The organism is Kouleothrix sp. 19917 (genome assembly GCF_057073505.1).
Genome location: NZ_CP097099.1, coordinates 3,627,145 through 3,640,692, shown reverse-complemented (window position 1 = coordinate 3,640,692; position 13,548 = coordinate 3,627,145). Strand labels below are relative to the sequence as shown.

The following is a 13,548-nucleotide window of genomic DNA, read 5'->3' as shown; positions in this document are numbered from 1 at the left end:
CAAAATTGCGGGCACATGCGCAGCTTGACAAAGGCACGGCCCACTGCTATACTCCGCTTAATCGTTTCACCACTTAATCGTTTCACAGGTTAATCGTTTCAGCGGCGAGCAATGGCGACGATCAAGCAGGTTGCTGAACTAGCCGATGTCTCGACGGCGACTGTCTCGTATGTGCTGAACGGCACCGGCTCGGTCACCGCCGCGACGCGCCAGCGCGTGCTGGATGCAGTGGCGCAGCTGAACTACCAGCCCAGCCACGCCGCCCGCAGCATGCGCGGGCGCAGCCATACGCTGGGGCTGGTGCTGCCGGCACAGCCGGGCCGCCTGGCCGATCCGGCGCTGGCCGATCTGCTGGCTGGCCTGACGGATGCGGCGGCGGCGCGCGGCTACTATGTGCTGCTGGCGAACGTTGGCGATCAGGATGGCGCGGAGGTCTGCTTGCAGCTTGCGCGCACCGGCCGGGTCGATGGCCTGCTTTTGCTCGACATGCTGGTGGACGACGAGCGCGCCCAGGCGCTGAGCGCCGCCGGCCTGCCACACGTGTGTGTTGGCCCGCCGCCCGCCGCGAGCGCCAGCCCGTTTGTGATGATCGACGGCCGCGCGGGCGCGCAGATCGCGATGCAGCACCTGATCAGCCTGGGGCACACGCGCATCGGCCTGATCCAGCTGCCATCCGAGCTGGCCGAAAGCGAGCCGCGCTACCAGGGCTATGCCGACGCATTGCAGGCCGCCGGGCTGCCGCTCGAACCGAGCCTGATCGTCGAGGCCGGGCGCACCGAGCAGGATGGCTACCACGCGCTTGGCGAGCTGCTGAGCGCGCCGCAAGCGCCCAGCGCCATTCTGGCCTGTAGCGACGAGCTGGCTTTTGGGGCGATGCACGCGCTTTACGACGCGGGGCTGGATGTTGGGACGGAAGTTTCGATTGTCGGCTTTGACGATTTGCCGCTGGCGCGGCACATGCACCCGCCGCTCACGGCCCTGCGCCAGCCGCGCCGCGCCGCTGGCGAGCACGCCGCCGGCCTGCTGATTGACCTGATCGAGCAGCGCCCGCGTGCCGCGCAAAGCGCAATGCTACCCGGCCGCCTGATTGTGCGGCGCTCAACCGGCCCTGCAAGGGCAGCGAAATCTACCGATTGATTCCTCTTGGTGCGTAGTAGCGAAGGAGCAAGGAACCATGGCAGGTATCAAGTTCGACCACGTATGGAAGCGCTTTGGCGAAGTGTCGGTGCTGAAAGACCTCAACATCGACATCCCCGACCAGGAATTCCTGGTGCTCGTTGGCCCGTCGGGCTGCGGTAAGTCCACCGCGCTGCGCTGCCTCGCCGGCCTGGAAGAGATCACCGACGGCAACATCTACATTGGCGACCGCGTGGTCAACGATGTGCCGCCCAAGGATCGCGACATCGCGATGGTGTTCCAGAGCTACGCGCTTTACCCGCACATGAGCGTCTACGACAACATGGCATTCGGCCTCAAGCTGCGCAAAACGCCCAAGGCCGAGATCGACAAGCGCGTGAAGGAAGCCGCCGAGCTGCTGAGCATTGGCCACCTGCTCGACCGCAAGCCCAAGGCGCTTTCCGGCGGTCAGCGCCAGCGCGTTGCCCTGGGCCGCGCAATCGTGCGCAACCCGGCCGTGTTCCTTATGGACGAGCCGCTTTCCAACCTCGACGCCAAGCTGCGCGTGCAGACGCGTGGTGAGATCTCGAAGCTGCACCAGCGCCTGAAGACCACCTTCATCTACGTGACGCACGACCAGGTCGAAGCGATGACCATGGGCTCGCGCATCGCCGTGATGAAGGACGGTATTCTGCAGCAGCTCGACACGCCGCAGACGCTGTACGATCACCCGGCGAACATGTTTGTGGCCGGCTTCATCGGCTCGCCCTCGATGAACTTCTTCGAAGGCACGCTTGAGCGCGGCAACGGCAACCTGGTGGTCAACCTTGGGCCGTTCCAGCTGCCCATCCCCGCCGACAAGAACGACGCCGTAAACTCGCAGGTCGGCAAGCCGGTCTACTTCGGCATCCGCCCCGAAGACGTGCACGACATGCACTATGTGCCGCGCGGCGTGGACGAGAACGCCAAAGTCTCGGCCAACGTCACCGTGGTCGAGCCGCTTGGCTCCGAGGTGTTTGCGTATGTCGAGAACGGCGGCAAGGAAATGGTCAGCCGCCTCGACCCGCGCACCGGCGCGCGCGTGGGCCAGAAGCTCGACCTTGTGATCGACATGGGCAAGATGCACATCTTCGACCGCGAAACCGAGAAGGCGCTGGCATAGCACCTGATTGCGAGGAACGAGTCGCATCCTGAGCAGGCCGCACGGCTGTATCACAGGGTGCGGCTCGGGCAAAACAACTCTCTCGCTTTCCTGACACACAAAAACGCCGCCCGCTGGCAGTGCCAGCGGGCGGCATTTTCGTTGGTACGGGAGGCGGGAATCGAACCCGCGACTGGAGCTTGGAAGGCTCTCGCGTTACCACTACGCCACTCCCGCGCGTCGCGACGATTCTACCCACCCTCGGCGCTTTCGTCAAGTCGCGCCCGAAGGCTACGTCAAAGTCCCAAAAATCCGTTCACAGATTTCGCAGATTAGGACCCTCCAGTCTGTGTAATCGGTGCCATCTGTGGATACATATCGTTCCCTTTCCCGATTTTTGACATGGCCCCGCCCCTCCCGGCAAATGAACGATTTGTCATTACGCAGCACCTGCATTCCTTTATATTCATCTGCGGGCGGGCGCGGATTTTCGGCGCTCATGCAGGCCTATACGCCGCCTTTGCCCAACTGTGCGCGCCCCTGTTCAGCTGTTACGGGGTGAAAAAGGCGTCCTGACGCCGTTCCTGCGCGCCACATCAGCGCCGGGCGCATGTTCGAACCCCGCCGCCGATGCCCGCAGCCGCCGCGCAATGCTGGGGGTTTCGTCATCCTCACCCCGGTTTTAATCACTCGCTGTTCATCTCGCTTCTCTATACTTGCCACATACTTCCTGAATAAATACAGAATTCGTGTGAGCCGGAACGGGCGGCGCATTGATTTTTATTGCTGCCCATTGCTGAGAGGCGAAAATGCTGCCATCATTTGATCATTCCCCCGCCCTGGAGCCAACCAGTGAAATGCGCTGGGCCGCCGAACCCGAGTCGCTCGTGATTGCCCGCGCCAAGGCCGGCGAGCGCGACGCAATCGGCGCGCTGTACGAGCGCTATGCCCCCCAGATCCAGCGCTACATCGCCTCGCGCCTGGGCGACCCGGTGCAGGCCGAGGATGTTTGCGCCGACGTGTTCGTGAAGGTGCTCGAAAGCCTGGCGCGCTACGAAGATCGCGGCTGGCCCTTCTCGGCCTGGCTGTATCGCATCGCCTACGCCCGCACCGTCGACGTGCTGCGCCAGTCGCGCCGCCGCCACTCGGTGCCGCTCGACGAAGGCCAGCTCGGCGCGCTCGATCCGCCCGACGAGGCGATTATGAGCCGGATCGCCTACCACGAGATCAAAGACGCGATGGACATCCTGACGCGCGAGCAGCGCCTGGTGCTGCGCCTGCGCTTCGACGAAGATCGCAGCCTGGCCGAGATCGCCGACGCCCTGGGCCGCACGATCGGCTCGGTGAAGGCGCTGCAGCACCGTGGCCTGCTGCGCCTCGCGCAGGAGCTTGGCTCGCAGGCGGCGCTGGTGCCGGCGGTGTAATCCACAGATTTCGCAGATGGCGCAGACCCGCAGTATCACTGCATCCTGCCCACTGCAACCTGCTGAAAATATCTCCCTCCTCACCGGCAGCGGGCGGGCGTTGAATGGTCCCCACGATCATTCGCGCTCGCCCGTTGTCGTCTACGCCACCGTGGGCGGCGACTGACAGCCGAGAAACCAAAAGTTCACCACAGAGATATTACGTTGAAGAACGGGTCGGGCCAAGGACTTTGTTTGGGTCAAAGGGCGTTTTATGCTTGAGTACACCATAGACCACGTGCAACAACTTGCGCATCACCGCACCGATGATCACACCCTTGGCTTTGCCGCGCGCTGCCAGCCGTTCCGCAAACGCCTTGAACCCTTCGCATCGTCGCATCGCCACAATTGCCGGCCAGTACAGCGCCGCTCGCACGCTCGCCTTGCCCACTTTCGAGAGGTGTGTTCGCCGCCGCACACTCGTTCCCGATTCGTGCTGCGCCGGTGTTACTCCCGCGTCTGCCGCCAGCGCCTTGGCCGATGTATACGCGTCGATATCGCAGAACTCCCCCAGCAACTTAGCGGCAGTGATTGTACCTATTCCGACAATCGCCGTGAGAAGCGCAGCTTGCTCGCCCAGGTCACGCTCGTCTTTGAGATGCTGTTTGAGTTGTGCCTCGACGCTTGTGATCTGCTCCTCTACGCTTGCCAGAACCGTTTCAAGCGACGTGCGCACCACCGTGTCGCTGGTATCGCCCAAGCGATTGGACAGTTGCGTGCGCGTTTGGAGCAAGTCGTCGCGATGGCGTGTGAGCGCACGCAAGCGGCGCTGGGCGGCAGAGGGTGGTGTCCAGGCTTCGGGCTGGCATTGCAAGCAGAACAACGCAATGATGCGGCTATCCTGTTTGTCGGTCTTGGTGCGCATCATCTGGCTTTGGGCAAAACCCTTGATACGGGCAGGGTTAACCACACTGACGATGTGCTGAGCATCGGCGAGGAAGGCAGCCAGCGCTTCCCAATAGACATTGGTTGCCTCCATACAGGCATGCACGTGCTCAATGTGCTGGGAGCGAAGCCACTGCTGGAGCTGCTCAAAACCAGCGGAGGTGTTCGGAAACTGCTTGTGGCGACGGTCGCCACCCTCACGCAGCAGGGTGACATCGAAGGTGAGTTTGGCGAGGTCAATGCCGAGAATGTGCATGATAGCTCTCCAAAGGACAAGAAAAAGGAGCTTGTTTCGGACCAGTCTTGAGGCTACGTGCTCGTGGGCACTGGGATCTTACACGGTCTTGTGAAACAAGCGATACGATGCATCGAAAGCCATTCTCTGTGACAGCGTCGAGCGCATCGGTCTTTTGCGGCCTTGAGATGCATCAAGGCATAGGATAGCAGAGCCAAGCCACTTCTGCGAGCCTTCATTGGTCTTTTGTTGACCCGCCCCACTTGGCGGCTTTTTAGACAAGACACAGAGGCACGGAGGTTTAGGAGTTTCAGGTTGCAGGTTCCGTGGTTCTGTAGTTCTTGGCTCTCGGTTCCGTGGTTCTGCGGTTCTGCGGTTCCGTTATTCTCGGTTCTTGGCTCTCGGTTCCGTGCCCACTGCCTGCTGCATACTGCCTGCTGCGTACTGTGCCTGCTGCCACCATTTCTCATCCCCACTGTCGCCATTCACCACGCGATTCCGCCCGCACTTCTGGCATGAATTCCTGCGAAATGCTTGACACCTCATGCTTCAGCCGCGTATAATAGCGCCCGGGAGTAGTACGATGGACACAACAAGTTTTGAAGCGCTTGTGCTCGATGCGCTCGACACCTTGCCACCCGAGTTTGCGCGCTACCTCGAAAACGTTGCAATTCAGGTGGCGCAGCAACCCAGCCCGGCGCAGCGGCGCGCCGTTCGGCTTGCGCCATCGCAAACGCTCTATGGCCTGTACGAAGGTGTGCCGCTCACCAAGCGCAGCAGCGGCGCGCTGACCATGCCCGACCTGATTACAATCTTCCAGGAGCCGCTTGAGCGCGATTTCCCCAGCCGCGACGCGCTGCGCGCCCAGGTACGCCGCACTGTGCTACACGAACTGGCGCACCTGTTTGGCATCAGCGATGCGCGCCTGCACGAGCTGGACGCCTACTAAGGGCGCGGCTGATCGCAACCAGACATTATGATGCGTCGAATTCGCCCACTCGCCCGCCGAACCATTCCTGCTGCCGTGATCGCGGCGGCGCTGCTGGTGTGGGTTGCGCTGCTGGCCGACACGGTTGGCCTGGCGCAGCAGGCCAGCTCGCCACCGATCTTCCCCACGGCCACGCCCGCGCCCCTGCCGACGCAGCGCCCGCTTGCGCCGCAGGTAGTTGCTGCGCAGCCCGGCAATGTGCTGCAAAATGTCGCCCCGGCCGACGATGGGCGCGTGGCGCAGGTGCACCCGAAAACCGGGCGCTATATCGCGGCCTGGCTGCCCGATTCCTTCGACAGCGACAACCGCGCCTCGTTCGAGGCCAACGCCGACATTCTCGACGAAGTCAGCCCGTTCTGGTACACGCCCGACACGCGCGGCAACCTGCTGCACGGCGCCGATGCCCGCGACCAGACTCTGATCGAGCTGGCGCGCAGCAAGAATGTGCTCGTCATTCCCACGGTTCATAACGTGGTAAATGGCGTCGACCCGGTGCCAGGTATTCTGCGCAACCCCGAGCGCCGCAGCCAGCACGTGCGCAACATCGTCGAAGAAGTGATGACTCACGGCTACGATGGCTTCGATATCGACTACGAAACGCTCGACAGCAGCCTGCGCGACGAGTTTTCGGCCTTTATCACCGAGCTGTCGGGCGCGCTGCACGGGCAGGGCAAGCTGCTGACGATTGCAGTGCACGCCAAAACCGCCGACTACGGCGGCCTGGGTGGCTTTCAGGACTGGAGCGTGATTGGCCCGGCAGTCGACCGCATGCGGATTATGACTTACGACTACCACTGGCGCGGCGGCGGCCCCGGCCCGGTCGCGCCAATCTACTGGGTGCGGCAGGTGGCCGAGTATGCCAAGGCCACGGTCGAGCCAAACAAAGTGGTGATTGGCGTGCCCTTCTACGGCTACAACTGGCCGGCCAGCGGCGATGCCACCCCGCAGATCTGGGCAGCGATCAACGATCTTATTCAGTCGTATGGCCTGACGGTCAATTTTGCCGAGAGCGACGCCAACGGGCCGATTCAGGAGAGCTGGATCACCTACAAGGGCCGCAAGGTCTGGTTTGCGACCAGCCGTGGCCTGGAGGCGAAGATTGGCCTGGTGCAGGAATTGGACCTGGCGGGCATTGCGATCTGGCGGCTCGGCGGCGAGGACCCGAAGAACTGGGACGCGATCCGCGCCAAGCTCGTGGCCGATCCATTCGAGTCGCAGCGCATGCTCAACAGCGCGCTGCCCGAACATTAGCGCATTTCAAGAAGCAAATTTGTCCACAGATTACACCGATTACGCAGATTGCCGGTTCTGAAGCATCTACAAATCTGTGCCATCTGCGTAATCTGCGGATATTTTTTTCCAGGCATTGAGTATGAGCGAAACGGCGATCAAATCGAATGAGCGCGAGGCGGCGCGGCTGTACGAGCGCGGCGTTGCGGCGGCGCGCGGCGGGCAGCGTCGTGTCGCGGCCGGCCTGCTGGCGCGCGCCGTGCAGCTCAACCCGCGCCACGAGATGGGCTGGCTGTGGCTTTCGGGCGTGCTCGACAACCCCGACGAGATCGCGTTCTGCCTGCGCTCGGTGCTGGCGACCAACCCGCATAACGAGCGCGCCCAGAAGGGTCTGGCCTGGCTGGAGCAGCAGGGCAAGATCGCCGCGCAGCCCCTGCCGCCCGTGCTGCCCGCCCCGCCCGAGCCGGCGCTCAGCGAGCGGCAGCTGGAGGAACAGCACCGCCGCGATTCGTGGTGGGTGCACTGGCGGCACACCCGCCGCGACACCAGCCGCGCACGCACGGTCCTCTGGCTCATTCCCATCCTGCTGCTCGCGCTGACGATTGGCCTGAATGTGCTGCTGTGCCAGACGATTGCGCGCAACGAGGCACAGGCGCTCGCCGCCGCGCAGCCGCCCGCCCAGGCCACTGCCGCGCCGGCAAAGCCCGCGATCATCCAGGCCGAGCTGCCGGTCACGCGCGATGCCGCCGTGCTGGCCTACCTCAGCGCGCTCGACGCGCCACGCGCCCAGCTTCGCGAGGCAATCGACACCTACCGCGCCACCACCAGCCAGCCCGGCGGCTCGTCGATTGCGCACGCCGCGGCGGCGCGCACCCTGCGCGACCGTATCGACGCGGCCTACCGCACGATTGATGCGCTTTCCCCGCCCGCACCGCTGGCGCAGGCACACACCAGCTACCTGGCTGGCCTGGAAATCGAGCGCCAGGCGCTTGACAGCATGCTGGAGTTCTACAGCAGCCTGAGCATTCAGAACGCCAACCGCGCCACCCTGCGCATGGCCGACTCGGCGCGCCAGCTTGATCAGGCCCGCCGCCTCTTTGCGCTTGGCGAGGCCGCCGTGCCACGCGCCCCCATCCCCGCGCAAACGCTGCGTTAGCGCAAATCATCCACAGATTGGGCAGACCAGATAGGCTAAGCCACAGAGTGCACGGAGGCCACGGAGTTTGGTTTTCGCGCTCAAACGCTTATCTGCGTAATCTGCGTAATCTGCGGATGATTCGTACTTCCTGACGATCTTCACGTCCCTCACGCCTTTCGCGCTATAATCTGCACAAACGCAACTCGTAGAGAAAGGCGAACCAATGCCCGTTTCGCTCACCAGCCAGGGCCTCGATTTCCTGCAGCTGCTGCTGGCCACGCCCGGCCCCTCCGGCGACGAGGCCGCCGCCGCGCGGTTGTGGCGCGGCTACACCGGCACCTTCGCCGACCGCGTCTGGTCGGATGTGCGCGGCAACTCCTTTGCGGTGCTGGAAGGCGAAGCTGGTGCGCCGCGCGTGCTGCTGGCCGGCCATATCGACGAGATCGGCATTGCCGTGACCTATATCGACGACGATGGCTTTCTGGCCTTTGCTGGCGTGGGCGGCTGGGACCCGCAGGTGCTGGTGGGCCAGCGCATCCGCCTGCTCGGCAAGACTGGCGAACTGATTGGCGTGGTTGGCAAGAAGCCGATCCACCTGCTGAAGGGCGACGAGCGCGAGCAGGCCAGCAAGATCGAAGACATGTGGATCGACATTGGCGTGCGCACGAAGGCCGAGGCGCAGGCGCTGGTGCGTGTGGGCACCGTGGGCGTGATCGACGCACCCGCCTACGACATGCCGCACCGCCGGCTGGTCGCGCGCGGGCTCGACAACCGCATTGGCGCGTTCACTGTGGCCGAGGCGCTGCGCCTGCTGGCGGCAGACCGCCCGGCCGCCACGGTTGCGGCTGCCGCCACTGCGCAGGAAGAGGTTGGCGACTTCTCGGGCGCGCGCACGGCGGCGTGGAATTTCGAGCCGCACGCCGCAATCGTCGTCGATGTGACCTTCGCCACCGACCACCCCGACTCAAACAAGCGCCGCCAGGGTGAGGTGAGCCTGGGCGGCGGCCCGGTGATCGAGCGCGGTTCGACCAACAGCCCGGTAGTGTACGAGATGCTGCTGGAAATCGCCGAGCGCGAAGGCATCCCCTACTGTGTCAACGTCAGCCCCGACTTGACCGGCACCGACGCCGACGCCATCCACCTTGCGCGCGGCGGCGTCGCCACCGCCGTCGTGTCGGTGCCGAACCGCTACATGCACTCGCCCAACGAAATGATCCAGCTCGACGACGTGGAGCACACCGCCCAGCTTATCGCCGCCTTTGTGCGCAGCCTGAGCGCCGACACGAGCTTTTTGCCGTGACGTGGGGGTTGGGGGCTGGGAGATAGGGGATGGGGACGAGCGAACAAGGTGACAAGATGACAAGATGGCAAGATGACAGGTGATTGAATGCGCGCGAGCATCCTGAGTAGCGCGTAGCGCATATCGAAGGGGCGAGCGCGATATGAGCCAGTGTGCGGAGTGATAGTGTGTTATATGCCCCAGGCCAAAGGCGCGCAGCGCGTATCGAAGCGAATCCCTGAGCCTGCCGAAGGGGGCGAGCGCGGTGTCTCATCGAGCAGCTTCCTGGAAGCTGATGTGGCTGCCACATTCAAGCCTACATCAACACGAGCTTCCAGGAAGCTTGGCATTGCATCTCATCGCTTCGCATCGCCGCCCCATCCCCCTCCTAACCCCCATCCCCCGCGCCAAAGGCGCGAAACTGCTCCTCCACCTCCGCCGCCGTGCCGCCAATAATCTCCGCGACAGCAGCGGGCAGCGTAGCGTCGCCGCTAGCCTGCCACAGCCGCGCCAGGCTGCGCAGTGTGATACCAAGGCCATGTGGGTCGTCATAGCTGGCAGTGATTGCTAAATCATTCAAGAAATACTCGCGCGCCTGCGCCCATTGGCGCTGCTCCTGCGCCACCCAGCCCAGTTGGTGGTAGGTGCTGGCTTGGCTGTAGCGGTCGCCGAACTCGACGTAGATCCGCAAGGCTTGATGATAATACTGTTCAGCCTGCGCCAACTGGTGTTGCTCTTGCGCTACTACACCCAGTTCATGGTAGTTACGTGCTTGCTCATAGATATCATTAAACTCTATGAGGATTGTTAAAGCTTGTTGGAAATAATATTCAGCTTGTGTCAATTCACGATGATCTATTGCAATTCGGCCTAATTGATGGTATGTGCCAGCTTGACCATATTGATCACCAATATTGTTTTTGAGTTCTAGCGACTGTTTATAATATTCTTCAGCGTGGGTCCTTTGTTCCGTTCCATGCATAATAGTGCCTAGGTTATGATAAATAAGCGCTTGAGACGGAACGTCACCGAATTCTTTAAATACTCCTAATGCTAGCTGATAATATTCTTCAGCTTGTATCCACTGGTACTGTTTTTGCGCTGTGTGGCCTAGTTGAAAGTATGTCTTAGCCTGATTATATTCATCTCTATATTCGATGAATATATGTAACGCTTGTTGACAGTATTGTTCTGCTAGCGTCCACTGTCGCTGCTCGTGAGCTATCAGACTCAACTGATGATAAATACCTGCGCTTCCTCGTTTCTGAAGCTGCTTATCAATGACAGTGTTGTTAAGCAGAATGCCAAGTGCTTTTTGATATGAACGCTCTGCCTCAGTATAGCGCTTCAGTGCCAACTGCCGTTTTGCAACATTGTCGACGACCCCAGCAAACTCTAGGCCAAGCTTGCCTATGAGCATAGCGGCTGGGTAGTGCTCCAGCCCAGCCAGCACCTGCTCACCAAGTGCAAGCCCGCGCGCATGGTCGCGTATATTGTCGAGATACAGTGATAGCGGAGAACTTATATTGAAAATGGATGATTGTGCAGCCAGTACCAGGCGTAGCGCAGCGCTCAGGTTTTCATATTCCAGCTCAATCAGCGCCAGGCCAAGCTGCCGCTGTTGAGGCCTCTTCGATGCTGCTAGTTGATCAAGTTCACCACCAATCTCGTTGTAATAGGCGCGGAAGGCGGTGTCGATGGCGGCGCGCAGCTCGGCCTGCGCAGGATCATTCAGGCGGCTGCGCAGGAAGAAGGGCAGCACCGGCTGGATTTCCAGGTAGCCTTTGGCTGCATGCGGCTTGAGCAGACCCCAGCGTTGCGCTTCGGCCAGCACAGCATCCCACTCGTCCAGCGGCAGCCCGGCCAGCGCTGGCTGGGCGCGTAGCTGCTCACTGTATTGCGGTAACCAATTCTGGTTGATGACTGAGGTAAAGGGTGCCAGGCAGCTCAGCAGCGCCTGTGCGCCCGGCGCAATGTTGCTGTGTGAGTAGTCGATGCAGCGCAGAATGCTGCTGGTTTTGTCCTGCGCGTCACCTGTGTCCAGCGCCACATCGCCCTTTTGCAGTGCATCCAGCACTGCCGCTGCTGGCTGCCGCGCCAGGTTGTTCAGCACCACGTCCAGCGCCAGCGGGTAGCCATTCAGCAGCTTCATGATACGGCGCAGCTCGTCGCTCGCCCGCTCGGCCGCGCTTACGCCTGCCTGCGTCAGGATGGCGTCGGCCAGCGCCGTGGCCGCCTCGGGGTCCAGCCCCGGCAACTCATACACATTGCTGCCAAAGGTGCCCGCCGCCAGCCAGGGTTCGTCGCTGCGCGAGCCAAGCAGCACCAGCGTTTGCCCGCCTGCCAGCGCCCGCAGTAGGCCGTGCAGGGCTGCGCGCTCGGGTTCGGGCAGGGTGTGCTGGATGGCCAGCTCCGCGCCAGTGATCGACTCAAGATTGTCGAGGATCAGCAGGTGCCGCCGGGCGCGCAGGGTGTCGGCCAGCATGGCTTGCTGGGCCTCCAGCCCCAGCGGCTGGAACACGCCATGGTATTCGGACGGCGGGTACAGCTCGCGCGCAATCGCATCCATGATCTGCTGGCGCGTCCAGGCGCGCTGGTCGTATTCAAAGCTCCACACGCGCTCGATCAGGCCGGTGCGCTGCCACCACGCCGCAAGGTGGCGCAGCAGCGTGGTTTTGCCCGCGCCGCCCATGCCACGCAGCAGCAGGATGTTCCGCTGCGCCAGGATGCGCCGCTCGATCTGGAGGATGTCGAGGTCGCGCCCAAAGAAGCCATAGGCCGGCGCGGGCGGGTTGTAACGCTGCGCCTTGCGCGTGTAGAAGGCCGCGCTTTCTTCGGGGGTAAATGCGCGCGGCTGGAGCTCGACAGTGCGGTTCTGGTATACCACCGGCAAGAGCCAGTCTTCCAGGTCGATGCTCTGGTTGAAGTATGCGCGCCGGCCCTTCTGGTTCCACAGCTCGCGCCGGCCCAGGCGGATGGCCGCTGCCAGCTCGCGCCCGGCCAGCAGCTCGGCATACAGCGTGCGCATCAACAGCGCGGCCGCCGTCACCGTCACCGAATAGCCCATCGCCAGCACCACCTGCACGCCGGCCTGCATCAGGCGGCTGCCCAGGCTTGTTTCGCTCGCGCCCACCTGCTTGCCCGACTGGCAGGCGTTCAGCATGGCGATCGGCACCTGCTGCGTGATCAGCAAATCGGCCAGCTCGCCGGCCTCGACCGGGTCGTACTGCCCGGCCTGCTCGCCTTCCAGGAACAAAAAGGCTTTACGACCCTCGTAGGGTGCAATATCGCCCCGGCCATAGCGCGCCTGGAACAAAAAGCGGTTCGCGTCGCGCTCTCGCTCCAGCTCGTCGTAGCTCAGCACCGCGCCATGCACATCGAAATGAACCACATGGTAGTAGCCACCCGCTGGCGCGCCTTCTGGCACCGCCAGCCGCGCCGCCTCCAGCCGCCGCGCCAGCTCGCGGTAGCTGCCCGGCCGCACAATGTCCACCTGCGCGCGCACATTTGCCTGCTCCAGCGCCTCGACCAGTGGGCGCGAGATCGTGCGGTAGCCAACATCGCGCGCGCCGCCCGGCCGCGCTGTCACCACCAGGATATTGATCGTGGGCGATGGGCGCACGGATGACTTGAGCACCTGCGGCTTGAGATTTTTGCGCACCATTGGCGCGTCGAGCGCAAAGGCGCGCGGCATGCTCGGGTCGCGCAGCGCCTCCCAGTGCAGGCGCTGAAACTCTGGCGAGCCAGCGATCTCAAAGCGCAGCGCGCTCGGGTTGGCGTGCAGCGCCGCCTTGTAGTCGGCAAAGGCCTGCGGGTTGGCAAACACCTGCGTGAACAGCGCCTCGCCATAGCTGGCGATGCTGGCGGCGGCGTTGCGCGCCCGCACCTGCTGCGTAAACGGGAACTGGAGGTGCTGCTCGAAGTACCACTCCAGCCGCGCTTCCTCTTCGTCGCTGAACGGCGGCGTGACTGTGATCGGGTAGACGCCCTCGCCGTCGAAGCTCAGGGTTGCGTTGCTGCCATCTGGCCCATTGGGCTGCTCACGAATGCTAATCAAGGTCATGCTGGCCTCG

At 62.9% G+C, this 13,548-nt stretch carries 9 protein-coding genes and 1 tRNA gene; 7 read left to right on the top strand and 3 right to left on the bottom strand.

Going from position 1 to position 13,548, the window contains the following annotated elements:
- The first annotated feature begins 111 nt into the window (after window positions 1-111).
- A complete protein-coding gene (locus M1P90_RS14910; RefSeq protein WP_483703519.1) occupies window positions 112-1,137 on the top strand; it encodes a LacI family DNA-binding transcriptional regulator in 1,026 nt (341 codons plus the stop codon).
- A 37-nt stretch (window positions 1,138-1,174) separates the two neighbouring features.
- Window positions 1,175-2,278 carry an ABC transporter ATP-binding protein gene (locus M1P90_RS14905; RefSeq protein WP_483703517.1) on the top strand — a complete coding sequence of 368 codons (1,104 nt, stop codon included), beginning with the start codon at window positions 1,175-1,177 and terminating at the stop codon, window positions 2,276-2,278.
- Window positions 2,279-2,420: 142 nt separating this feature from the next.
- Here M1P90_RS14905 and M1P90_RS14900 read toward each other — a convergent pair.
- A tRNA-Gly gene (locus M1P90_RS14900) sits at window positions 2,421-2,494 on the bottom strand.
- A gap of 572 nt (window positions 2,495-3,066) precedes the next feature.
- Between M1P90_RS14900 and M1P90_RS14895 the strand changes: the two genes are divergently transcribed.
- Complete coding sequence (locus M1P90_RS14895) at window positions 3,067-3,681, top strand: RNA polymerase sigma factor (protein ID WP_483703515.1); 615 nt, start codon at window positions 3,067-3,069, stop codon at window positions 3,679-3,681.
- A 199-nt stretch (window positions 3,682-3,880) separates the two neighbouring features.
- On the opposite strand, the gene M1P90_RS14890 is transcribed toward M1P90_RS14895, so the two are convergent.
- The gene (locus M1P90_RS14890) at window positions 3,881-4,861 is read right to left on the bottom strand and encodes an IS110 family RNA-guided transposase (protein ID WP_483698797.1); all 981 of its coding nucleotides are present in this window, start codon (window positions 4,859-4,861) and stop codon (window positions 3,881-3,883) included.
- 562 nt (window positions 4,862-5,423) lie between these two features.
- Between M1P90_RS14890 and M1P90_RS14885 the strand changes: the two genes are divergently transcribed.
- The 4 genes from M1P90_RS14885 to M1P90_RS14870 all read left to right on the top strand — a co-directional run bounded on the left by M1P90_RS14885 (window position 5,424) and on the right by M1P90_RS14870 (window position 9,496).
- Window positions 5,424-5,789: a metallopeptidase family protein gene (locus M1P90_RS14885; protein WP_483703513.1), complete on the top strand. Its 366-nt coding sequence runs from the start codon at window positions 5,424-5,426 to the stop codon at window positions 5,787-5,789.
- A 27-nt stretch (window positions 5,790-5,816) separates the two neighbouring features.
- Window positions 5,817-7,079, top strand: a complete 1,263-nt coding sequence (locus M1P90_RS14880) for a glycosyl hydrolase family 18 protein (RefSeq protein WP_483703511.1) — start codon at window positions 5,817-5,819, stop codon at window positions 7,077-7,079.
- A 121-nt stretch (window positions 7,080-7,200) separates the two neighbouring features.
- Window positions 7,201-8,214: a hypothetical protein gene (locus M1P90_RS14875; RefSeq protein WP_483703509.1), complete on the top strand. Its 1,014-nt coding sequence runs from the start codon at window positions 7,201-7,203 to the stop codon at window positions 8,212-8,214.
- A 205-nt stretch (window positions 8,215-8,419) separates the two neighbouring features.
- Entirely contained in the window at window positions 8,420-9,496 is a 1,077-nt protein-coding gene (locus M1P90_RS14870; RefSeq protein ID WP_483703507.1) for a M42 family metallopeptidase, read from the top strand.
- Between the two features lie 367 nt (window positions 9,497-9,863).
- Here the strand turns inward: M1P90_RS14870 and M1P90_RS14865 are convergent, their stop codons facing one another.
- Complete coding sequence (locus M1P90_RS14865; RefSeq protein ID WP_483703505.1) at window positions 9,864-13,538, bottom strand: tetratricopeptide repeat protein; 3,675 nt, start codon at window positions 13,536-13,538, stop codon at window positions 9,864-9,866.
- Window positions 13,539-13,548 lie beyond the last annotated feature (10 nt).